This window comes from Flagellimonas onchidii, assembly GCF_004804315.1.
Lineage (GTDB): Bacteria > Bacteroidota > Bacteroidia > Flavobacteriales > Flavobacteriaceae > Flagellimonas > Flagellimonas onchidii.
The window spans coordinates 1-23,322 of sequence record NZ_SRXX01000021.1 but is presented as its reverse complement, the minus strand read 5'-3'; the positions used below and the strand labels follow the sequence as shown (position 1 = coordinate 23,322).

Below are 23,322 nucleotides of genomic sequence, written 5' to 3'. Positions count from 1 at the left end.
GTGAGATTCAATTATAGGTCACACGATAAATGGCGTCTGCAAAATCATCAGAGATAAGCATGGAACCGTCTTCTAAAAACAACATATCCACTGGCCGTCCAAAAGCTTCTTGTTTTTCCTCATTAAGCCACCCATCTATAAAGGTTTCATAACCAACCGTTTTGTTGCCGTCAAGTTTTACCAAAGAAATACGATACCCAACTTTTGAAGACCTGTTCCATGAGCCATGTTCAGCCACAAAGGCATAATCTTTATATTTCTCTGGGAACATTTTACCGCTATAAAATTTTACTGCTAAAGGAGCGACATGTGCTCCCATTTGCTGCGCAGGTGGCACAAAATCCGAGCATGGGTATTGATCTCCGAATTCGGGGTCTTTGATTGTTCCTCCATGGCAATATGGATATCCGAAATGCTGACCTGCTTCTGAAACTCTGTTCAGTTCGCATGGTGGGATATCATCTCCCATCATATCACGACCATTATCTGTGAACCATAACTCCTCCGTTTCCGGGTGCCATGTAAAACCTACCGTGTTCCTCACCCCTTTCGCGTATATTTCTCTGTTGCTTCCGTCTTGGTCCATTCGCGTTATGGTTGCAAAACGTTCATCTTCCGATGAGCGCTCACAAATATTACAAGGTGCTCCGACCGGGACATATAGTTTATCGTCTGGCCCAAAGGCAATATACTTCCATCCGTGATGGAATTCAGTTGGGTAATCATCATAAATCACTTCAGGTTCTGGTATATCAGATAGTTGATTTTCGATATTGGGATATTTTAAAAGTCGACTTACTTCCGCAACATATAATGCGCCATCTTTAAATGCAACCCCGTTTGGTGCCTCTAGAGTTGTATCTAAAACCATTATTTTTTCGGCCCAAAAATCACCATCTAAATCTTGAAGAGCGTAAATGGTATTTTCGTTTCGTGTACCTACAAATAGTGTCCCATCATCCCCCATGGCCATAGAGCGGGCTCCGTCAATTCCTTCGGCAAATACGCTTATTTTGAATCCGTCAGGAAGATTTAAACTATCAAGAGGTAAATCGGTCGGGTGCTCTACAATTACGGGTTTTTCTATCGGTTCTTTTGATTCTTCCCTTTTCTCCTTGCAAGAGAATACCAAGAAAGATAATGCAGTAAAGAGCAATGTTTTTTTAATCATGTTCTATAGCTGGGTTATTTGGTTAGCCATTTTGTCGACATATTTTGAATACTTTACAGCAGAAGTATTGTTTATCGATTTCTAAAATACTGAAAAACTTAAGTTAATTGAATAATAACATTGGGACTATTAGTACAATTTTAACTATTTAGCAAAGTAAAAGAAGTTGGCCATGAGAAACAGCCCATTATGGATACTCAACGGAGTCATATTTTGAGACCAGTCCATTGTACCAAATAGCCGTTCTATGAGAACTGTTCACATTAATAGCGCTTGACAAGTCAGGAAGCAATCTAACCGTGACATTAAAGGATTCGGTTGCATTATTGATGATGAAGTTTACGATATACCCAGAAGTTTTGGCATTAGGTATAACCTCAAATTTTTGGGGCACACCCTTAAATAAGATTCCCGCTCTATCCTGGTTATAAGGAGCTCCCATTTGTCTTTCTCCATAATAAGGAAGGTCAGCTGCGACGCTATCGTTAAAAACCCTTAAGTAGCTGGCAGTATCCACAAGATTAATTCGGCCAACATTACTTCCTCGAGGCAACAAACCTGAATTCGCAATTCTATTAATTGATCCAGTTGCCAAAGGTCTGGCGGTATTAACGTTGATTCTATACGAACCTTCAGAAACCAAAGCATTCAGGTCTTCTATTTGATCCTGAGTTGCCAAAGGTTGACGATTGGCCCCGCAAGCGAACAACAGCAGTGCCAGTGGTAATAAAGTGATTTTCTTTAAAAAGGACATCTTTTTTATATTTCACCTGTATACAAGATAAATGAATTTCAAACAGTTTTCTAATTAGAAGCCTTCTTTAACTTTTAAATCTTAACTGAAAAAAAGAAAATCTGAATACAAGAGAGACTCCAAATATTAGGGCAAGCTCATTTCTTGAACCGTTCAAAAATGGCCAAAGTCTTTTTGGTGTTTATAAAATAAACCCCCGTAAGCAATATCACTGCAGCAATGATAGATTGCAAGGTGATTTTTTCATCCAAAAAGTACCATCCCAAAATCAAGGCCACAATAGGATTGACGTAGGTAGAAGTTGCAACTTTTTCTGGAGAAACCGACTTTAATAAATAATTGAAAGAGGTGAATGCCAGAATACTTCCAAAAACCACGAGTAAAGCCATTGACAATTGTACTTCTGTACTCCACTTTAGTGGAGATGCCCATTCCTCACCAAATCCCAGACTCATTAAAGCCAAAATAATTCCAGCGGTAAACATTTGGTAACCCGTGTTGACAAAGTAATTGGAAGGAAGATCTGCTTTGGCCACGAAAAGACTCCCATAGCCCCAACTAAGCATACAGGCAAAGATCATTATCATTCCCAAAATCGAGTTCTCTTTTGTGATGATTTCTTTTTGACTGACCAATAGATAAATACCTATGACACCAAAAATCACCCCGATTATTGACATAGGTTGAATCTTTTTTCCTTGCAATACCCACATCATCAATAAAATAATAAGTGGCTGGGCGGATATTTCCAAAGCTGCAAAACCAGTATCCACAAACTTAAGGGCCCATACCACTACTCCATTTCCAAAGCTTAAAAACAGAAAACCAGCTATTACAGTATTTATTAACTGCTTTCGAGTAATTGTTATTTTTTTTCCCATCATCCTCGCCAGAACAAAAATCAGTATCCCTGCAGTGGTAAACCGAAATGAAGCCAACATGAATGGAGGAAGCTCCAAAACAGCAATCTTATTTAGCAAATAGGTAGATCCCCATATCACGTAGATAGCAAAGAATGCGAGAATGGTCAAGGTGGTTTTGGAAGATTTGCCCATAGCCTTTTAAGGTATCGCTTGCAATATTACGGATGTTTGAAAGAGTAAAAAAGTTTTGAAAGCTTGTAAGCGAGTCGTTTGGAAAATTAAAAATGCTTATTCGTAGAAAGTAAATAGGATGCGATATCTGTCTCCAATTGGAGGAATCTCGCAAATTGTTTCTTCATTTCCGCATCCAACAATTTGGGATTGGCATTTTTCTCTTTGAGCAAAGTTTCGATATGGTTTTGATGGGTTGTAAAGAGTCTAAAACTTTGTTTTAAGTTATAGAACTTTTCAAAACAAGATGAATCGTGAGGTTCACAGGTATAGGAATTCAGTTTTTTAAAGAGAGATTTGACCGTAGTGTTCCTGCGTTGCAAGCGAATCCAAGCTTCTTGAATCTGAGAATCCTCTTTATGTGTTAAACTGCCCATAGTTTCGGTTTGAAGTTTATCAAAACACCACTATTAAGTTACTAATTATCTTACAACTCTACACAGATTCAACTACATTTTTGACTATTTTATAAAACCTTAATATGAAGATTGAATGTTACGATGATTTCGTAATCAAAAATTTACATTGATACTTTCGAAAAACGTGAACAACTTATTATCAAGCGTAAAATACCACAAGAATGAAATAGTAAGTATTTTACGGTGGCAAAGACAAAATGATTGTCCAAAACACCTCAAAACATGAAACTTCCTTCAGTTGTGTTCTTCCTTCTAATTGCATTGTGTCCCTTATTGTCATTTGCACAGGAAATGTCCATTGTGCAGAGTGAGGTTTCTTTTGTTTTTGTATCCAAAGATGTTCACGGCACAATTTCAGGATTTGAATCATCTTCCAAAATTGATTGGGACAATCCAGAGAATTCTATTTTTCAGGGTTCCGTAAGGTCCAAAACCCTGGATACCACAATGGACTTCGCAATTGGTCATTAAGAAATGGGAAGTACTTTGATGTTGATGATTTTCCAAAAATCTTATTCAATAGCAACGAGGTCAAACTAGAAAATGGGAAATTTATTGTCAAGGGAGATTTGACAATCAAAGAGACCACCAAAGAAATTGTCATAGTTTTTGCGAAAAACCAGAATCAATTGATTGGAACCACTTCTTTATATTCCATTGATTATGGAATCAAAATCAAGAAGAAAAGGGAAGATAACCTAGTACAAGTTAAAATGGTATTCGACTTGAAATAGTTAATTGTTTTTGAAAAGAAGATCATAGATTTTCCCAACTCCCCAATTACCTACAGGGAAATAGAGGGCAAAAAACAAAGCCATTCCCAGGCTAAAATTTCTGATGTTGAAAAATTGATCCAAAATGTTATCTGGAAACGCATAGGAAGTTTGAAGTGCATAACCCCCAAATTCCAACAATCCCATAGCAACTAGGCCATAAGCGTACTGCGCATGAAATGGTAATCCTCGAAGCAGCAATGAGATGGGAACCATATATAAGATGTAACAGGTAATCACCTGCCACCAATAGGTGAATTTGGCAATCTCTACCTGAGTGCCAAACCAGTCCATTCCTGTCCCCCATAAAAAATAAACGATGCAATAAATTAAAATCAAGCGTTTATCCACATTCAATTTCTGTCTGGCATAGTTTAAAAACTCTTTCATCGCGTATCAGGTTTACGGGTTGGCAATCTTGCTATCTATAATTTTAAGCGCGTCCTCCATGGTTTCCATACCATCCATATCTTCATTTTCCAACATAATATCAAAGGCATCTTCCACATCCAAAACAATATCCACCAAATTGGCCGAATTAATGTTGAGCTCCTGCGTGAAATTGCTTTGTATGGTTATGGAATCCGCGGAAACATCATCCGGCAAATAGGTCTGTACAATCTCCTTTAATTTTTGGTATCGTTCTTCCAAGGTCAATTTTTATTTAGCAATTAAGTATATCTTTTAAAAATAACGCAAGCATTTACATCTCCAAAACCAAAACTGGCCTTGGCCATTATTTTAGGAGTGAAGTTTATTGTTTTTCCGGGTATTCGGGATTCATCCACAATGCGAGTTATTTCAGGGTGTGTGTCCTCACAATTGGCATTGCCAAAAACCTCATCTTCTCTGAACTGGAGTAAGGTTCCCACACATTCGATACTACCTGCAGCAGCCAAACAATGTCCCATCAATCCTTTAAATGAATTGATATATGGAAAGTTTTTTCCTGAAAGATTCAATGCGGCACTCCAATTTTCAATTTCGATTGGATCCTTGGCGGTAGCCGTTAGATGTCCATTTATAGCGTCAATTTGAGAGGATTCAATGCTTGCATCCGTCATAGCTTCCCGGATACATTTAATTACAGCTTTGTTATTTGGAGCCGTCATTGTCCCACTTGCTCTTTGTCCTCCACTATTTATATTACCTCCAATAATTTCCCCGTAGATTTTGGCACCTCTTTGCAATGCGCTGTCCAGAGATTCCAAAACCAATGCTCCCGCTCCACTCCCTGGAACGAACCCTGTTGCTGAAGCACTCATAGGTCTGCTTGCAGCTTCTGGATTCTCATTATAATTTCGGGGAAGAATACGCATGGCATCAAAGCCTCCCCAGATATAAGGGCCACTATCACTACAGCTTCCTGCCAACATTCTAGTTGCCTTTTTTTGTTTGATCCGCTCATAAGCCATAATTATGGCTTCCGTACCGGTAGTGCAGGCAGAAGAATTTGTGGTTACTTGATTTCCACACCCCAACATTCCACCTAAATACGCACTTATGCCACTGGCCATGGTTTGCACAACGGATGTGCTTCCCAAGCGCCTTACGTTGCCCTCATCTACTTTGTAGATAGATTCTCTGAACTTATCAACACCCAAAATACCAGTGCCGAAAATGATTCCACTTTCCCAATCTGGATTATCGTCTGTTGGAATAGGCAATCCTGCATCTTTCCAAGCATCTTTGCCTGCAATTACTCCATAAATTAAACCATTTGCACTAAGCCCTTTTAACTGAACATTGGTGAAGTAATCATTTAAATTGAATTTATTAATGTTCGGTTTTCCAGATATTTGACATCCAAATTTTAACTCTTTGAGTTTAAAATCAAATTCAATGCCACTTACCTGTTCTTTTAGGCTTTTGGTAAATTCATTCAGCCCAACACCATTCGGAGCACATACACCCATGCCTGTCACCACTACCCTATCTCCCATTCTTATCCATTTTAATCATACCGGATAAAACTCCTCTACAAACCAATTTCCTCTCAGTATTGTACATTTTGACCTTACACTTTAGCTTGTTAAATCGGAAATATACCTTCTCTGAAATCACTTGGACCTTTTCTTCTGGAAAAACTGGCAGGTAAAAATCCATTTCCGAACTGGAAAGGGCTATGGAAGCGTTCGAATCTTGATTTTGTCCGGCTTCATTGCTCAAAAGAAAGATGCCCAGACAAACCAACCCTATTTGGGCACAACATTCGGTCAAAATCACCCCTGGCGTAACAGGTAGTTTCTTAAAATGCCCTTTATAAAACTCAAGGTGTTTATGGAATGTGAACGCGCCCGCTACTCCATTCTCATCAATACTGGTTAATTCATCCACAAAAAGAAAAGGTTGGGAATAGGGAAGCTTGCTAAGAATGGTATCTTGACTTATCATTTATCGTAAACTTTCACCTCCATCTGCTTTAACAACGGTGCCCGTGATCCATTTAGCTTCATCCAAGGTGAGCAAATAGGCCACATTGGCTATATCCTCGGGCCGTGTCAGTCTTTTATTCGGATTTCGCTTAAGTGCTTCATCCTTTAATATTTCATTGTTGGGAATCATACGGAAAGATTTGGTGTCGGTAACCCCAGCTTGGATACAATTGGCTTTAAGGCCCAAATGCGCAAACTCTAAGGCTATATTTCGCACAATGGCTTCCAATGATGCCTTAGCGGCAGAAACGGCGGCATAACTTTTCCAAGCTTTGCTGCTGCCTTCGCTTGTATAGGCTATTATTCTGGTATCTCTGGCAAACAAATTATAGTCAGCTAAACCCTTTACCCAATCGTACAAACTGATGGCCATGGCGTCAATGGTCAATTGGAAATCGGAATTATTCAAGGTAATGTTTTCGCTGTCCTGCATGGGTTTCAGATTACCTTTCGCAATACTGTGAACAAGAATATCAATTTTATCTTCTCGGGTACATTCCGTTATTTTTACTAGCAATTCCCTTCTTTTTTCAGGATTGGTCGCGTCAGCGTTAAAATGATGAAGTATTGTCGTTTGGGAAATCTTTTGAAATTCTTGGTGGATTTGCTCCAGCTCAATCTTCCGATCTCTATGTAGTATGATAAGTTTATAGTTGTGACGAGCAAATTTTTTGGCCGTTGCCAGTCCAAGTCCATTGCTGCCACCAATTATTAAAGCCCATTTTGACATATTACTTTTTCATTCTGTTTACCATTCCAATAACACCCTTTGTGCTGAAAATCCTGGGCCAAAACTTAAAACCAAACCTTGCTCACCCGCTTTTATTTCTTTCTCCAGGAATCTTTCGAGCACGTAAAGTACAGTTACACTGCTCATGTTTCCATAGGCTCGAAGCACTTCGCGGGTATCATCGATATTCTTTCCCAATTTACCAAACAATTCCTCAACGGTTCGGACAATCTTCTTGCCACCTGGATGAAAAATCAGATGATCCACCTTTTGAATGGATGTCCCCAATTTTCCCAGAAAAGGATGGACAATGTTTGGGAAATGGTCTGCAATCACTTCAGGTACAGCAGGGTCAAGAATCATCTTGAGTCCAGTATTGGTCAAATCAAAACCCATTAGGTGGGTTGCATTGGTAAAGTGATACATTTCTTCCCCTAAAATCTTGGGGCCGGAAGATGATTTTTCTGAAGATAATAGCGCACACGCGGCTCCGTCTCCAAAAATAGCTGCACTTACCATGTTCGCCATGGAAAAATCATCCAATTGAAAAGTTGCTGTAGGGCTCTCAACGGCTACAATAGCAGCTCGTTTCCCAACGTTGGCCCTTAAAAAGTTGGCGGCATAGATTAAACCAGAAACCCCTGCTGCGCAGCCCATTTCGGTAACCGGAAGGCGTATAATATCCTGTCTCAACCCAAGAGCATTGACCAGATAGGCGTCCAGTGAAGGAATCATGATGCCCGTACAGCTTACAGTAATAACAAAATCCAAGGATTCAGGACTCCAATCGGCTTCTTTTAACGCTTTTTGAAGTGCTTTCTCTCCTAATTCCTTGACTTCCCTGATATAGATATCGTTCTTATCCTCAAAAGAGGTAGCTGTAAATACTTCTTCGATATCCATTATCCCATAGCGATGGTCAACCCCTGCTCCTTCGAAAATCTTAACCACCTTTCTTCGAAAACGATCTTCTTGTCCTTCCAGCCAAAGGTTCACAAATGGAATAATATCCGAGGTCTTCCGATTGTATTTTGGAAGTTGTTTGGAAACAGCTGATATGTGCACATCTACCATTATGTTCTCTGTCGGTTGAATTTCATAACCCATACATACCTGAAGGCCCATTTCCACTTGATCTCGTGCATAACACCTGGTATTTTTTTTGAAAGACGCACCAAATCTTTCTTTTTAAAACCTTTCAGTATGGATACAAGCCCGTCATATTTAGCCACTTGAGTTTGAATGAAAAAGACACTGAAAAGTTTGAACAGGTAATACGCCAACCTACTTCGGTGCAGATCATTTATGACCACGCCAATGTTGGCCAATCGCACAAATTGATTCAAAAAGGCTTCAATACGTTCTTCCTCAAAATGGTGCATGGTCAAGGTGTTGATTAAAATGTCACATTCGAAACTGGAATCCGCCTTTAGGATATCCATTTTCTTGAATGAGATGTTGGGAAAAGCAGCTGTATTCTCTGCCGCAATTTTTAAAACATCGTCCCTCAAATCTATTCCGACCATAGTGTGTGAAACATGATGTTTGCTGAGAAACTTCGATAACTTGAGCAACATACTTCCATCTCCACATCCCATATCTAAAATCGTATACGATTTTTCGGGTTCATTCTTTACTAATTTCCAGACCTCTCGTATTGTATTAGATTCTCCTCCCAGCCAAAGGTTACATTTGTTGATATCCTTATAAGCATTTTTCAACACCTCAAACTCCATGTTTGGGTCGTCCATTAATTCAAGGTCACGACTTCTAACTGATAAATCCATTAGCTATAAATTGGAGTTCCATGAGTGGTCCTTATCAAATTTCTCAGTAAGAATTTGGATTGGGCCAATGTCCGGATGCCAAAATCAAACCATTTGGTATGCATAAATATACCTTGTAATCTCCTACCCGCCCATAAGCGTTTTTCAAAATTCATTTTCCAGGCAGTCGCGTAATTCATCTCCATTTCTTTTCTGGTATAGCTAGGGTTTTTCAAAAACAAATTGACCTGCGTGGAAGCTAATTTGGCACTATGAATTGCCATGGCCATACCATTGCCACACAAGGGATGAATCAACCCTGCGGAATCTCCACACATCAACATGTGATTTTCAATAGGATGTTTCTTTGCGAACGAAATTTGACCTATGGCCATGGGTTTTGTGAACACGGCATGTGCATTAGAAAGAAAATCTCTTAAAAAGGGATTTTGGGACACTACATTTTTATTAAAACTATCTATATCCCTTTCTTTTTTAAAATCACTATAGCGAACCAAATAACAAAAATTCACATTTCCATTTTCAATTTGGGAAAGTCCTCCATATCCTCCCGGAAAGTTATGCAATGCAACCAAATTCGGAGGATATCCTGGATTATCAAAATGACTTTTAACAGCCAACCAGGGGGATTTTCTTGTCATGAAATGGCGCTCCAATTTTGAATCCAATTGTGAACGCTTTCCATGCGCTCCAATCACCATTCGCGCCTCTATTCCATCATTGCGCCCTAATTCAATTCGAAAATCACTTCCTTGGAAATTCACTTGGGTCACCGCATCATGCAGAAAAACAACTCCCTTTCTTTTAGCAAGATTGTACAATTGATTGTCAAAGGTATATCGGCTGATTCCAAAACCACCCAGTGGTAGCTCGACCTCCACAGAATTGCCTTTGGACGTGCTAATTTGTAAAGTGTCGATTTGCGGAAGCTGCCCGTTATCAACGGTTAATCCCAAACTTTGTAAATAGGGTTTCACTTCGTTGGAGACATATTCTCCACACACCTTATGGTTTGGATAGGTGTTTTTTTCTATCACCAGCACTTGTTTGCCCTTACTGACCAAATCAAGCGCAGCTGTAAGCCCTGCCAAACCACCTCCAATGATGACTACCTCAAATCTATTCACAGTTTGAAGATAGTCGTTTGGAAATAAAAAAACCGACATTAAAATGCCGGTTTTTAAAATCTTATGATAAAAAGATATTATCCCTTTGTTTTATCGTAGGCTTCTTCTTTAAGTTCATCACTTGCAACGATGGCTAGCTCTACTCTTCTATTTTTTGCTTTTCCTTCTGAAGTCTCGTTGCTTTCCCTTGGTTGAGTTTCACCATACCACTTGGTTGTAAACCTTCCGGGAGAAACACCTTTGCTGATTAAATAATTGGTAACCGACTCCGCTCTTTGCTGGGATAATTTCCAATTGTATTCGTCACTACCGGCGCTATCTGTATGACCTTCCACTAGAATGTTTGATTTTGGATATTCTTTAAAGATTCCGGCCAATTTGTCCAATGTGCTAGCTGAAGTACCCTTTACATCAGATTTGTTGGTGTCAAAGTAAACACCAGCGTCTTCATTAAAGGTAACATTGATTCCCTCTCCTACTCTTTTCACTTCTGCACCTGGAATCTCTTCTTCAATTCGTTCCGCTTGACGGTCCATTCTGTTTCCGATATAACCTCCTGCAGCACCACCAACTACGGCACCTATAATGGCGCCAAGAGCTGTATTACCTTTCTTTCCAACATTGTTTCCGATAATTCCTCCGATAACAGCACCTCCAGCAGCTCCTATTGCAGCTCCTTTTTGGGTGTTATTGGCATTTTTGACAGTGTTACAGCTAATGATTAAACTGAGCGCCATTACAAATGCCGCACTTCTTGTAAATATTTTTTTCATTTTTTATTTTTTAGTGAATTCGTAAACGATGGTCACAGGTTCTCCATCAACTGAGACATTTGATTTTAAGGTCATGGATTGTTCGTTGATACTAGCAATGTTCAAACGATAACCGTAACCTCCGGAAATGTCTTTTCTTTTATCATCGATGAATTTAAATTGCAATTGGCTGCTGTAGTTTTGGGAAGGTTCAACCACGGACCATCTAAAAAAGCGATCTCCCCCTTGACAAAGCGTGCTTTGAGAAATGGTATACCTCCCAGTACTATTATTATCTCGAAAGAACCAGTCACTGCCTTCAAAGCAGATGTCCTCTGCATCGTTAAAGATTACGGATTTGAAATTTCCTGTGTTGTTTTCATAAGAAACATTGTCTAAAGTCCAAGAACCACTAAATAGATTTCGTTGTGTTCTCGCACTTTTAGAAACTGAGCAAGACATCAGTAAAACACTGACTAATGCTGTAAAAAAAAGTGTTTGTTTTGCCATAAGAATTTGGTATTAGATTTCAGTATATACGAGTAAGACACCTTATCTATCTTTTTGAGTTGTTAAATTTTTGTTAAATCAAAAAGATCAATAGGCGTTTAGCTCCAATAATGTGGTTTCGAATCTTTTCTTGGGAAGGTAATTTTCCTCCAATCCCTTTGCGAAAGGAACCGGTGTTTCCAAACTTCCAACCCGCTTGATCGGTGCATCCAAGTATTCAAAGCAGTTTTCTATGACCATTGCAGAGATATCGCTTGCGATACCACCAAACAATGTGTCTTCATGTAAAACGATTAATTTTCCTGTCTTTTTAACCGAAGCATAGACAGTTTCTATATCAAGAGGTTGAAGTGTGCGCAAATCTATCAGATCCGCGTCAATTTCTGGATGTTTTTCTAAAGTTTCAACGGCCCAGTGCACCCCAGCGCCATAAGTAACAACTGATATGGACTCACCTTCTTTTATAAGACTTGCTTTTCCCAGCGGCAAAGTGTAATAATCGCTGGGAACATCCCCATATACGCTTCGATACAGCCCTTTATGCTCAAAGAAAAGCACCGGGTTTGGGTCGTTGATTGCAGTAGACAAGAGTCCTTTGGCATCTACCGGAAATGCCGGGTAGACCACCTTTAACCCTGGAGTTTTGGTAAACCATGCTTCGTTGGTCTGGGAATGGAATGGACCTGCTCCTACTCCACCTCCACAAGGCATGCGAATCACTACATCGGCATTTTGACCCCATCTGTAATGGGTTTTGGCCAAGTAGTTCACGATAGGGTTAAAGCCTGAACTTACAAAATCCGCAAATTGCATTTCTACCACTGCTTTCATTCCGTTGATGGAAAGTCCCATGGCGGCCGACACTACGGCAGATTCGCAAATAGGGGTATTTCTTACGCGACTCTTGCCAAACTTGGAAACAAAGCCTTCGGTAATTTTAAAGACGCCACCATATTCTGCAACATCCTGCCCCATGATGACAAGCTCATTATAGCGTTCCATGGACTGCTCCAACCCTTGGGAAACCGCATCAACAAAACGAATATTTTTTACATTTTCATTATTTGTAATTTTTTGATATTCAAATTCTTGAAATATATCATTTAATTCTTTAGTTTTATTATAAACTACGGTAAGCTCGTCAAAAGCAAGCTTTAGATTCTCATTGATTTCTTTAGTGATATCCGCTTTTAGCCGCTCAATTTCTTCTTCTGAAACGACTTTCTCTTTGAGAAGAAAATCTTCAAAATTGGTTACAGGATCCTTTTTGGCCCATTTCTTCATTAGTTTTTCAGGAACGTATTTAGTACCACTTGCCTCTTCATGACCCCTCATGCGGAAGGTCTTAAACTCCAATAATATTGGCCGAGGTCTTTTTCTTATAGATTTACAAAGTTCATGTACCTTGGTATATACCTCAATTATATTGTTTCCTTCAATGATTCTGGATTCAATCCCATACCCTTTCGCTCTATCCGCTAGATGTTTACAATTATATTGTTCGCTTGTTGGAGTTGATAAACCATACCCATTGTTCTCAATACAGAATAATACAGGAAGATTCCAGACTGAAGCAATATTCAAGGCCTCATGAAAGTCTCCTTCGCTGGTAGCACCTTCTCCAGTAAAAACAGCGGTCACTCTCTTTTTTCTACGCAGCATGTCCGCAAGGGCAATGCCATCTGCCACTCCAAGTTGGGGTCCCAGATGTGAGATCATACCAACAATTTTATATTCTTGGGTTCCAAAATGAAAACTTCGGTCCCTGCCTTTTGTGAAGCCACCGTTTTTACCTTGCCACTGCTTAAACAGCCTATGTAATGGGATGTTCCTACTTGTGAACACACCAAGATTGCGGTGCATGGGTAAAATGTACTCATCTTCTTTCATGGCTTGGGTCACCCCTATTGATATGGCTTCCTGCCCTATTCCACTAAACCATTTGGAAATTTTGCCTTGTCGCAGTAATACCAGCATTTTTTCTTCTATCATTCTGGGCTTCAGCATGCCAGCATATAAATCTAGAAGTTTCTGATGGTCCAATCCACCAATATGATATCTCATTCGGTATAATTTCAGTAGGGTTAAATGTAGTAAAAAGAGCTCTAAAGTGTTATAAATATCACAAAGGTTCGGCTTAATTCAGTATTTTTGAAACATATTAAATTACATGGATTATGAGTGCTATACCAAGTGTAGATCTTAGGGATTTTGTCTCTGGAGATGCGTCAAGAAAAGAGAAGTTTATAAAGGAAATTGGAGCTGCTTTTGAAGATATTGGATTTGTGGCACTTAGCGGTCATTTTCTTTCCGATGAACTTGTGGAGCAGCTATATGCTGAAGTGAAAAATTTTTTCCAGCTACCCCAAGAAACCAAAGATAGTTATGAGATTAAAGGCATAGGGGGACAGCGTGGCTATACATCATTTGGAAAAGAACACGCAAAAGGAAGAAAAGAAGGAGACCTTAAAGAATTTTGGCATTTTGGACAATACGTTGAAAATGACCCTAAACTGGAAAAAGAATACCCGGACAATGTGACGGTCACAGAGCTTCCCGAATTCAATGTGGTAGGAAAGGAAACTTATAAAATGTTGGAGAAAACTGCGCAATACGTATTACGCGCATTGGCATTGCACCTTGATTTGGATGAGCTCTATTTTGATGAATGGATTAAAAACGGAAACTCCATTTTAAGGCCAATTCACTACCCTCCTATTACCAATGAACCTAAAAATGCAGTAAGAGCAGCTGCACATGGCGACATAAACCTGATTACACTTTTAATGGGCGCACATGGCAAAGGATTACAGGTAAAAAACCATCAAGGTGAATGGGTTGATGCTATTGCGCGACCCGACCAGTTAATGATCAATGTGGGTGACATGCTCTCCAGACTTTCTAATAATAAACTGAAATCTACCATACATCAAGTGGTCAATCCTCCGAGGGAATTGTGGGGGAGTTCTCGATATTCCATTCCATTCTTTATGCACCCTGTTAGCGAGATGCCACTCAATTGTTTAGATAATTGTGTGGACGAATCCCATCCTAAAGGTTTTGAGGACACAACAGCGGGGGAATACCTTCATGAAAGACTTATTGAACTTGGTTTGGTTAAAAAATAAAGATGGATTTGCAAGACCAATTAAAGAATCTTTTCCCGGACCATGTTCCAGAAGAGAGCGAGGAAACTACAGCACAAACCCCTAAATATTGGATGCAAGATGCCCCGATTATATGTAAATATGAAAAAAGGAAAGGGAAGCCTGTAACCATTTTGGAAGGGTATACGGGAGCCGATAGTGATTTCAAAAAACTTACCAAAGATCTTAAATCAATGTTAAGTGTTGGAGGGAGTTACAAAAATGACAGCATCATTATACAGGGTGATTATAGAGATAAAATCATGGAATTTTTGAGGAACTGTGGCTTTAATGTGAAAAGGGTTGGCGGATAATATAATATTTTCATCATTTTCCGCGTTTCTTTCAAACATTCTTAAAATTACAGGTTGATTGCCAATGTTTTGGAAAAAAATTTTTGTGTTCTTGGTATAAATCTTACTTTTAATTCTTCTAACCGACGAAAACTGAACTGAAAATGAAATCACTGTTGCATATTACCAACGGGGACAATTTCACGTCAAAACTTCAATCATTACATCTTAAGGGAGATATTATCACGTGGAGAGAAATGCTCTGTGAGGGCAAGACCCTTTGCAATGTGGGAAGTGAATCTTTTTGGAAAACACGTTTTGAGTTTTTGAACAAAAATTACAAGGTATCCAAATCCTGGTTTGTTGAAAAAACTTTAAAGGAATACAGGTCCCTATGTAACCATAAGCAACAGGATCAGATTGTGCTCTGGTTTGAATATGATCTCTTTTGCCAAATTAATATGCTTGCCGTCCTTAGTTGGCTCAAGACCCATAGAAGGCATGCTGAAATATCATTGGTTTGTAGCGGTAAAGAAGATGATAGCGATACACTCTACGGTCTTAGTGAGGTAAGTGACGAGCAACTTTTGGAGCTTTATGAAAACAGGACGATTTTATCCCAAGATGATATTGAATTTGCGGATTACGTGTGGCAATTGTATTGCAGTGATAATCCTATAAGGTTAGAAAACCTTGTGGCGCACAACAATTTCCAGTTCGAATATTTGTCTGACGCCCTTAAAACCCATTTGAAAAGATTCCCGACCATTAAAAATGGGCTCAATGAACTGGAGAATCGTGTTTTGGAAACAGCTATGAACCAAAGACCTGGATCGAGGAAAGAATTGCTAGGAGAAGTTTTAAAGAATCAAGGGTATTACGGTTTTTCCGACACTCAGTACAATCGCATCATAACCTCGCTCAAGCCGTTATTCAACTCTTTCAACCCGGTTAAACTGACCAAAAAAGGGAAGGATATATTGATAAATAAAGCTAATTTTTATTCTCAAATACGTGATAATCAATTATATCTAGGCGGTTCTTTAAAGTATAACTTCTTATACAATACAGATACAGACAGGATTTTAAAGCTTTGATATGGCGTCATCAATTAGTGACTCAGAATTAATTCTGAATCCCGATGGCAGCATCTACCATCTGAACCTTTTACCAAAAGACGTTGCTTCTACCATAATCACAGTTGGTGACCCCAACCGTGTTTCCCAAGTTACAAAGCACTTTGATTCAATCGAAGTTGAGAAGGGAAGACGTGAATTTCAGGCTCACACAGGGTATTATAAGCAAAAAAAAATCACAGTCATTTCAACAGGAATTGGAACCGATAATATTGATATCGTTTTCAACGAACTGGATGCGCTGGTCAATATTGATTTTCACACTAGGAAGGTTAAAAATGAGAAGAAACAGTTAGATTTTATACGGATTGGCACATCTGGAACCATCCAATCCAATATTCCAGTTGATTCTTTCCTAATGAGTGAACGGGCCGTTGGTTTTGATGGACTTTTACATTTTTATGATGCTGGACAAGTCAGAAATCAAAAGCTTGAGCGTGAGCTTAACCAATTTGTCGGTTGGAGAGCTCATGATGTTATCCCATATGCGGTGGATGCGGATGCGAAACTAAGAGAAAGATTTAGCTCAAATCGTATACGATTAGGAATAACAGCCACTAATTCAGGTTTTTACGGACCTCAAGGGCGAAGCTTAAGATTAAAGCCCAAGCTGTTGGATTTTAACGACCAACTTGCTGCCTTCCGCTATGAAAATGAGCTCATTACCAACCTAGAAATGGAGACTGCGGGCATATATGGTCTTGCTAAATTACATGGACATCGAGCGATTTCATTGAATGCTATTTTAGCCAATCGGGCTACGGGAGAATTTTCCAAAAATGCCTTCCTCACGGTTGAGAATCTTATAAAATACACCTTGGAAAAACTTGTTTCCTAATATCTTTGTTGCCTTTACCCATTTAGAGCATATATGAAAACAATTAGGATAGTAGGCGTACCCGAACATTTTAATTTGCCTTGGCACATGGCGATGGAAGATGGCGCATTTGAAGAAAGAGGAATTGGGTTGCAGTGGACAGATGTACCTGAGGGAACCGGAAAAATGTGTCAAATGCTTCAGGAAGAAGAGACTGATTTGGCAATCATCTTAACCGAAGGGCTTGTCAAAAGCATTTCTCACGGAAATCCATCCAAAATTATTCAAGTGTATGTTGCTTCGCCATTACTTTGGGGAATTCACGTAGCAGCTGACAACCCACGTTCTTCGGCAACTCAACTTGAAAATGATAAAGTAGCGGTAAGCAGAATGGGTAGTGGCAGTCACCTAATGTCCTATGTACATGCGCAAAATCAGGGCTGGGATACGCATTCACTGCAGTTCGAGGTTATAAATAACCTTGACGGTGCCATAGAAAACTTAAGTTCAGGGTCTGGAGCCTACTTTATGTGGGAACATTTCACGACAAAACCGCTCGTGGATAGTGGCATCTTTAAAAGAATCGGAGATTGTCCAACGCCTTGGCCTTGTTTTGTTATCGCCGCCACAGATGCTTTCTTAAGTTCAAAAAGCAATTGCCTTAACCACATACTTGACATCATAAATCGGTATACTTCCGAATTCAAACAAATTCCAAGTATAGACAGGACCCTTGTCAATAGATACGGACAGAAGCTCGAAGATATTCAGGATTGGCTAACCAAAACCACTTGGGGACAAACACAATTGCGTGAGGAGACCTTGGAGGATGTGCAGAAACGACTCCATAGTCTTGAATTAATCGAGCAAATCAAAATGTCAGAAGAATTTCTTGTTTAAGAAAAGTACTTGTTGATCAGTACCCTAAATTTTAAATCAGATAAGGGTTTTTGAGCAGTATCGGTAACATTCGGATTGGCCAATGCCAATGCAGTAGTTTCCTCAGTATCCAAAGCGGTCAACATTACAACCACGACCTTCTTTTTAAAATCCTCATCAAATTGCTTGTCGAATTCATCCAAAAATTGCCACCCATCCATTACCGGCATGTTGGTATCGAGAATTAGAAGACAAGGTGTATTTTCTTCATCTGGGATGGTCGACAAAAGCTCAATGGCCTCTTTTCCATTACAAGCCGTATTAACAGTTAATTTACTGTCCAACTGCCTTACGAAAAATCGATTCAAAAAGTTGGTAGTATCATCATCATCGACTAGCAATACTGATTTAAGTCTGCGCAAAATATAAGAATTTTCCTATACGGGGGTTACTTTACTAAACGTACGAATTCTTATTATATTTTAAGAATTTACTGGCGATAAGTAATTCACCAACTTATCAACGGTTTTCCCATTCTAGCAAGCAGTGAATTGGTTTTGCTAAAATGTTGATTACCAAACCACAAACCTCGATTGGCACTTAAAGGCGAAGGATGCCCCGAAGTAAGTATATGATGTTTTGAAGTATCTATTAACGTCGATTTCTTTTTGGCAAAACCTCCCCAGAGTAAAAAAACAACCCCATCAAGTTTTGACGAAACCATTTTTATGACTGCATCGGTGAACTGCTCCCAGCCTTTATTTTGATGACTTCCGGCTTGATGAGCCCTAACTGTTAAGGTTGCATTCAACAATAACACTCCTTGATCCGCCCAACGTTCTAGATTACCGCTTGCTGGGTATGGTTTTTCCTCATCAACCTTTAGTTCTTTAAAAATGTTGACCAGGGAAGGTGGATGTGGAATCCCATCTTGCACTGAAAAACAAAGCCCATTTGCTTGATTGGGCCCATGATAGGGATCTTGTCCAATAATCACAACCTTCGTCTCTTGAAACGGGCAATGATCAAATGCCGCAAAAATGTGTTTTCCTTTAGGATAACAAGTATGTTGCCGATACTCTTGCTTTACAAATTGAGTAAGTTTTTCAAAATAAGGCTTATCAAATTCCTGTTGTAAATGAGTTTTCCAACTTGGATCTATATTGACGTTCATTTATTTTAAGGTAAGTTCTGTCGATAAAGCTAAAAATAATATCTTGGAGTCCTTATAACCCAGCTATGATTCTTTTAGAAGTGCAGCTGTAATCAATAACCGAGTTGCCAAGGACAACTGTTGATAATAATAAGTACATACTATGAAAATCCTAATAATCGGAGGAAATGGGACCATTGGCAAAAGTGTAAGCAAACATTTTGGCGAAAACCATAAGGTTTTGATTGCTGGAAGAACTGGAGGAGATTATACCGTGGACATTTCTGATAGCAATTCCATTGAGAAAATGTTTCAACAAACAGGTAAGTTAGATGCGATTATCTGCATAGCAGGTGAGGCCAAATGGGCGGAATTTGACCAACTTTCAGAAGAAGATTACTATATCGGGATAAGGAGCAAGTTAATGGGACAGGTCAACTTGGTACGCATCGGACAATATTATTTAGCCGAGGGAGGCTCAATAACCTTATCTACTGGAGTGTTGGCGGATAACCCTGTCCCAAAAACAGCGAGTGCTGCAATGGTGAATGGAGCTTTGCACAGCTTTGTTCAAGCGGCTGCACTTGAAATTGAAAACGGAATTCGACTGAATGTGGTTTCATTGGAGCTCGTGATTGATGCTTATGAGAAGTATAAGGACTATTTCCCCGGACATAATCCCATATCTATGGAGAAAAGCGTCAATGCCTACGTAAGAAGTGTCATGGGCAGAAGAAATGGCGAGGTCATTCGGGTCTATAACTAAAATCGCTTCTTTATTTTGAGACAAAGGTTGCACATTGTTTGGGTTATATTGGCTATATTCTTTTTGTCCAATTGCAAAGGGCCAAAATCCGAGGAAATATCGCTAGTTGAAACTCCCAAACCCGTACCGGTCGTAACTGCCTTGCCTACACAGGTCATTTATCCAAAGGATAATCCACCATCTAAAGCCAAGGAAAATCTTGGTAAACTATTGTTTTATGACCCCATATCTCATGTGCCACCTGCCATCATCCAGAAATGGGGTACGCAGAATTCTTGGACATTTCCATAGGAACCAACGCCGCAGGTCTTGGTAGCAAAAGAAAGTTCAATGAACCGAACAACATTCCGTTTGTGAAAAGAAACGCCCAAACCATACTGAACACGGCTTACAATGGATTACAAAGCCATAAAGACTATGTTCCTGAGAATGCAACCATGTTTTGGGATGACCGGGTCAAAAGTCTGGAAAAACAAGCTTTGGAGCCTATAAAAGCGCTTGAAGAAATGAGAGGGCTTGACTTCACTGAAGAAGAAATCCTAAATGTGGTTGTGGAACGACTAAGGAATATCCCCGAGTATCAAATCTTATTTAAAAATGCTTTTGATGAGTCTAACGCGGTAAATATTGAAAACCTCGGAAAAGCAATAGCCGCTTTTGAACGGACCCTTGTGACCCCTAATTCTCGATTCGACAAATTCATTCAAGGTGATAGGGAGGCAATCTCGATTGGTGAAAGAGATGGTTTTGAACTCTTTAAAAAAGTGGGGTGCATCAATTGCCACAATGGACCTATGTTTTCCGATTTTAAAATGCACGTTTTGGGCGTTCCCGAAAATTCCAAGTTGTCAAAAATTGATTTTGGTGTAGCCGATGTTGGGGCAAAGGATAGTTTTGCTTTCAGGACCCCCACCCTAAGAAATCTGAGATTTACGGCTCCCTATATGCATAATGGCAATTTTGTGTCGCTCCGAAGGGTATTGGAGTTTTACGAGGACATTTCCAATAATGTGGTTCGAAATCCAAACGTAGACCCTACACAATTTGACCCTCTAGTTCGTGAATTACGACTATCGATAAAAGAAATTGCACCTATCATTTCATTTTTGAATACTTTGAATGATACGGAATTCGATAAGTCCATTCCCGAAAATGTACCAAGTGGTTTACCCGTGGGAGGACTTATAAATTGATTGCCACATTCCTTGTCACCTCAATTGAATACCTATCTTTGCCCCGCTAGCAAAGGAAAATGCAGAACATTCACCCCAAAACACTTCAAGATTTAGAGTTTCCAACGGTATTGGAGCAGGTTGCTGCGCGTTGCAATACGGAATTGGGAAAGGAGGTGGCTTTAGAAATCCGTCCGTATTCAGATAAAGAACTCTTGATGGATGCATTGGGGCAAACCTCCGAGTATCTGGCATCATTTGCGAATGAGAATCGTATTCCCAATCATGGCTTTGACAGCATCAATGCGGAATTAAAACTTCTGAAGATTGAAAACACTACTTTAGAAATCTCAGGTTTTCGAAGAATTGGGAATATTTGCAAGACCGTTGTATTGCATCAAAAATTCTTTAAAAAATTCAAGGAATATTATCCACTACTTTTTGCATGTTCAGCAGAGATAGAGCCTAATACCGAAATTCCCGAAGCTATAGATCAGGTAGTGGACAAGTTTGGAGAAATCAAAGATTCGGCCTCAGAACAATTGCGAAGCATTAGAATGCAAATCAATGAGGTTCGGGGAAAAATCAACCAAAGTTTTGGAGTGGCACTTGCTCGATGTCAATCCTCAGACTTTTTGGATGAAATCAGGGAATCCGTGGTGGAAAACAGAAGGGTTCTTGCCGTAAAGGCCATGCACCGGCGCAAGGTAAAGGGCACTGTCATGGGAACTTCCAAAACTGGAAGCATTGTTTACATTATTCCTGAAACTACACTATCCTACACTCGTGAATTGAGCAACCTTGAATTCGAAGAAAAGGAAGAGATACAACGGATTCTTAATCAACTAACAGATAGCATTCGGCCTTACGACTACTTACTGGCCTCTTATCAGGGCTTTCTGATTCATATTGATATCACAGCGGGCAAAGCTAAATATGCATCGGACATGAACGCTCTATTGCCAGAAATCAACAATGAGAAAGAACTAAATCTAAAAAATGCTTACCACCCCCTGCTCTACTTGACCAATAAACTAAAAAAGGAAAAGACTTGGCCGCAGACGATTCAACTACATGCTGAGAACCGAATTATTGTAATTTCCGGACCAAATGCAGGTGGAAAAAGTATAACACTGAAGACTATTGGGCTGCTTCAAGTAATGCTTCAATCAGGACTTCTAATTCCTGTTCATGAAAGGAGTTCCGTTTGTTTTTTTGATAAAATATTGACAGATATCGGGGATAATCAGTCCATAGAAAATCATTTGAGCACCTATAGTTATCGGTTGAAGAACATGAATCATTTCTTAAAGAAATGTAACAATAAAACCCTCTTTTTAATCGATGAATTTGGTACAGGAAGTGATCCCGAATTGGGTGGTGCATTGGCTGAAGCCTTTTTAGAAGTATTTTACGAGCGGGAAGCATACGGGGTAATTACTACCCATTATGCCAACCTAAAAGCATTGGCGAATGAACTCCCGTATGCCACCAATGCCAATATGCGATTCAATTCCAAGACCTTGGAACCTACATTCCAATTAATTTTGGGTGAAGCTGGTAGTTCTTTCACCTTTGAGGTCGCGCAAAAAAATGGAATTCCTTATTCCCTTATAAATAAAGCGAAGAAAAAGATTGAACGCGGCAAGGTGCGTTTCGATGCCACTATTGCCAAATTGCAAAAGGAACGGAACAAAATGGCCCAAACGGGTTCGCGATTACAGGAAGAAGAAATCAAAGCCAGGGAAGAATCGGAACGTCTTGAAAAACTGAATGCCAAGATTAAATCCAAACTGGAGAACTATCAAGAATTATATGACCATAACCAGCGTATGATTCAATTGGGTGATAAAGTAAATACAGCCGCAGAACGCTATTTTATTGATAACAAAAAGCGTCCATTGATTTCAGAATTGCTTCGTATTGTGGAAACCGAAAATAGCAAGCGAAAAAAGACAACTGCAAAGCAGGCCAGAGCTAAACAGGCTCAGAAAAAGCAGGTGGCCCAAGAGTTGGAAAAGAAGATTGTAAAAGTTCGTCAGGAGAAGAAAATCGAAAAGAAGAAGACCATCCAGAAGGAAAAGAATAAACCTAGACCTGTCTTCAAGGTTGGGGATCGTGTCCGCTTGCAAGACGGAAAAGCTGTAGGAAGTATCGATACCTTGGAAAAAAACAAAGCCGTAGTCAATTACGGCATGTTTACCACTAACGTCAGTGTAGATCAATTAGAACTTGTAGAAGCTAAAAAATAGCATTTGTTAATTTGCAGTGGACAGTTATAAATTGTACTAGCCACTACTTAACCTGACAGTTGTGGTTAATCTGACACTTGAAAAGAACCTTTAAGCTCATTGTATTCGATGAGCTTTTCTTTTGCTAAAAGTATGGAATCCTCAAAAGTCTGCAAA

Annotated in this window: 26 protein-coding genes; 9 read left to right on the top strand and 17 right to left on the bottom strand. The window is 39.5% G+C overall.

Annotated elements, in window-relative coordinates:
- Positions 1-7 precede the first annotated feature (7 nt).
- From E4661_RS16945 to E4661_RS16930, 4 genes are all read right to left on the bottom strand, one after another.
- Positions 8-1,171: a PQQ-dependent sugar dehydrogenase gene (locus E4661_RS16945; protein WP_136468652.1), complete on the bottom strand. Its 1,164-nt coding sequence runs from the start codon at positions 1,169-1,171 to the stop codon at positions 8-10.
- A 187-nt stretch (positions 1,172-1,358) separates the two neighbouring features.
- The gene (locus E4661_RS16940) at positions 1,359-1,925 is read right to left on the bottom strand and encodes a DUF4251 domain-containing protein (protein WP_136468651.1); all 567 of its coding nucleotides are present in this window, start codon (positions 1,923-1,925) and stop codon (positions 1,359-1,361) included.
- Between the two features lie 137 nt (positions 1,926-2,062).
- Positions 2,063-2,980, bottom strand: coding sequence for an EamA family transporter (locus tag E4661_RS16935; protein WP_136468650.1), 918 nt, complete (start codon positions 2,978-2,980; stop codon positions 2,063-2,065).
- 86 nt (positions 2,981-3,066) lie between these two features.
- The gene (locus E4661_RS16930; RefSeq protein WP_136468649.1) at positions 3,067-3,396 is read right to left on the bottom strand and encodes a hypothetical protein; all 330 of its coding nucleotides are present in this window, start codon (positions 3,394-3,396) and stop codon (positions 3,067-3,069) included.
- A gap of 425 nt (positions 3,397-3,821) precedes the next feature.
- Here E4661_RS16930 and E4661_RS16925 point away from each other — a divergent pair, with 425 nt between their 5' ends.
- Positions 3,822-4,172 (top strand): YceI family protein, encoded by a 351-nt coding sequence (locus E4661_RS16925; RefSeq protein WP_136468648.1) that lies wholly within the window; start codon positions 3,822-3,824, stop codon positions 4,170-4,172.
- Here the strand turns inward: E4661_RS16925 and E4661_RS16920 are convergent, their stop codons facing one another.
- The 11 genes from E4661_RS16920 to E4661_RS16870 all read right to left on the bottom strand — a co-directional run bounded on the left by E4661_RS16920 (position 4,173) and on the right by E4661_RS16870 (position 13,616).
- Positions 4,173-4,601, bottom strand: a complete 429-nt coding sequence (locus E4661_RS16920; RefSeq protein ID WP_136468647.1) for a hypothetical protein — start codon at positions 4,599-4,601, stop codon at positions 4,173-4,175.
- A 12-nt stretch (positions 4,602-4,613) separates the two neighbouring features.
- A complete protein-coding gene (locus E4661_RS16915) occupies positions 4,614-4,862 on the bottom strand; it encodes an acyl carrier protein (RefSeq protein WP_313779706.1) in 249 nt (82 codons plus the stop codon).
- Positions 4,863-4,882: 20 nt separating this feature from the next.
- Positions 4,883-6,154, bottom strand: coding sequence for a beta-ketoacyl-[acyl-carrier-protein] synthase family protein (locus E4661_RS16910; RefSeq protein ID WP_136468645.1), 1,272 nt, complete (start codon positions 6,152-6,154; stop codon positions 4,883-4,885).
- A complete protein-coding gene (locus E4661_RS16905; protein ID WP_136468686.1) occupies positions 6,144-6,602 on the bottom strand; it encodes a 3-hydroxyacyl-ACP dehydratase FabZ family protein in 459 nt (152 codons plus the stop codon). Before E4661_RS16905 ends, E4661_RS16910 begins: the two co-directional genes overlap by 11 nt.
- 3 nt (positions 6,603-6,605) lie before the next feature.
- Positions 6,606-7,376 carry an SDR family oxidoreductase gene (locus E4661_RS16900; RefSeq protein WP_136468644.1) on the bottom strand — a complete coding sequence of 257 codons (771 nt, stop codon included), beginning with the start codon at positions 7,374-7,376 and terminating at the stop codon, positions 6,606-6,608.
- An 18-nt stretch (positions 7,377-7,394) separates the two neighbouring features.
- On the bottom strand, positions 7,395-8,450 hold the full coding sequence (locus E4661_RS16895) for a type III polyketide synthase (RefSeq protein WP_136468685.1): 1,056 nt from the start codon (positions 8,448-8,450) through the stop codon (positions 7,395-7,397).
- Positions 8,450-9,163, bottom strand: a complete 714-nt coding sequence (locus E4661_RS16890; RefSeq protein ID WP_136468643.1) for a methyltransferase domain-containing protein — start codon at positions 9,161-9,163, stop codon at positions 8,450-8,452. The genes E4661_RS16895 and E4661_RS16890 overlap by 1 nt, the downstream gene beginning before the upstream one ends.
- On the bottom strand, positions 9,163-10,329 hold the full coding sequence (locus E4661_RS16885) for an NAD(P)/FAD-dependent oxidoreductase (RefSeq protein WP_240751516.1): 1,167 nt from the start codon (positions 10,327-10,329) through the stop codon (positions 9,163-9,165). Before E4661_RS16885 ends, E4661_RS16890 begins: the two co-directional genes overlap by 1 nt.
- A 38-nt stretch (positions 10,330-10,367) precedes the next feature.
- Positions 10,368-11,063 carry a YiaD family glycine zipper/OmpA-like lipoprotein gene (locus E4661_RS16880; RefSeq protein WP_136468642.1) on the bottom strand — a complete coding sequence of 232 codons (696 nt, stop codon included), beginning with the start codon at positions 11,061-11,063 and terminating at the stop codon, positions 10,368-10,370.
- A 3-nt stretch (positions 11,064-11,066) separates the two neighbouring features.
- Entirely contained in the window at positions 11,067-11,552 is a 486-nt protein-coding gene (locus E4661_RS16875) for a lipocalin family protein (RefSeq protein ID WP_136468641.1), read from the bottom strand.
- An 87-nt stretch (positions 11,553-11,639) separates the two neighbouring features.
- The gene (locus tag E4661_RS16870) at positions 11,640-13,616 is read right to left on the bottom strand and encodes an alpha-ketoacid dehydrogenase subunit alpha/beta (protein WP_136468640.1); all 1,977 of its coding nucleotides are present in this window, start codon (positions 13,614-13,616) and stop codon (positions 11,640-11,642) included.
- A 113-nt stretch (positions 13,617-13,729) separates the two neighbouring features.
- Here E4661_RS16870 and E4661_RS16865 point away from each other — a divergent pair, with 113 nt between their 5' ends.
- The 5 genes from E4661_RS16865 to E4661_RS16845 all read left to right on the top strand — a co-directional run bounded on the left by E4661_RS16865 (position 13,730) and on the right by E4661_RS16845 (position 17,844).
- The gene (locus tag E4661_RS16865) at positions 13,730-14,680 is read left to right on the top strand and encodes an isopenicillin N synthase family dioxygenase (RefSeq protein ID WP_136468639.1); all 951 of its coding nucleotides are present in this window, start codon (positions 13,730-13,732) and stop codon (positions 14,678-14,680) included.
- Positions 14,681-14,682: 2 nt separating this feature from the next.
- Positions 14,683-15,012 (top strand): translation initiation factor, encoded by a 330-nt coding sequence (locus E4661_RS16860; RefSeq protein ID WP_136468638.1) that lies wholly within the window; start codon positions 14,683-14,685, stop codon positions 15,010-15,012.
- Between the two features lie 143 nt (positions 15,013-15,155).
- A complete protein-coding gene (locus E4661_RS16855; protein WP_136468637.1) occupies positions 15,156-16,088 on the top strand; it encodes a DUF1835 domain-containing protein in 933 nt (310 codons plus the stop codon).
- A 1-nt stretch (position 16,089) separates the two neighbouring features.
- On the top strand, positions 16,090-16,965 hold the full coding sequence (locus tag E4661_RS16850) for a nucleoside phosphorylase (RefSeq protein ID WP_136468636.1): 876 nt from the start codon (positions 16,090-16,092) through the stop codon (positions 16,963-16,965).
- 33 nt (positions 16,966-16,998) lie between these two features.
- On the top strand, positions 16,999-17,844 hold the full coding sequence (locus tag E4661_RS16845) for a substrate-binding domain-containing protein (protein ID WP_136468635.1): 846 nt from the start codon (positions 16,999-17,001) through the stop codon (positions 17,842-17,844).
- On the opposite strand, the gene E4661_RS16840 is transcribed toward E4661_RS16845, so the two are convergent.
- A complete protein-coding gene (locus E4661_RS16840; RefSeq protein WP_168796409.1) occupies positions 17,841-18,245 on the bottom strand; it encodes a response regulator in 405 nt (134 codons plus the stop codon). The two genes, E4661_RS16845 and E4661_RS16840, sit on opposite strands and share 4 nt — an antisense overlap.
- 86 nt (positions 18,246-18,331) lie before the next feature.
- Positions 18,332-18,997: a uracil-DNA glycosylase gene (locus tag E4661_RS16835; protein WP_136468633.1), complete on the bottom strand. Its 666-nt coding sequence runs from the start codon at positions 18,995-18,997 to the stop codon at positions 18,332-18,334.
- A 142-nt stretch (positions 18,998-19,139) separates the two neighbouring features.
- Between E4661_RS16835 and E4661_RS16830 the strand changes: the two genes are divergently transcribed.
- From E4661_RS16830 to E4661_RS16820, 3 genes are all read left to right on the top strand, one after another.
- Positions 19,140-19,742, top strand: a complete 603-nt coding sequence (locus E4661_RS16830; RefSeq protein WP_136468632.1) for a short chain dehydrogenase — start codon at positions 19,140-19,142, stop codon at positions 19,740-19,742.
- A 257-nt stretch (positions 19,743-19,999) separates the two neighbouring features.
- Positions 20,000-20,935 carry a cytochrome-c peroxidase gene (locus E4661_RS16825; protein WP_240751515.1) on the top strand — a complete coding sequence of 312 codons (936 nt, stop codon included), beginning with the start codon at positions 20,000-20,002 and terminating at the stop codon, positions 20,933-20,935.
- A gap of 59 nt (positions 20,936-20,994) precedes the next feature.
- Positions 20,995-23,166, top strand: coding sequence for an endonuclease MutS2 (locus E4661_RS16820; RefSeq protein ID WP_136468631.1), 2,172 nt, complete (start codon positions 20,995-20,997; stop codon positions 23,164-23,166).
- The last annotated feature ends 156 nt before the right edge of the window (positions 23,167-23,322 follow it).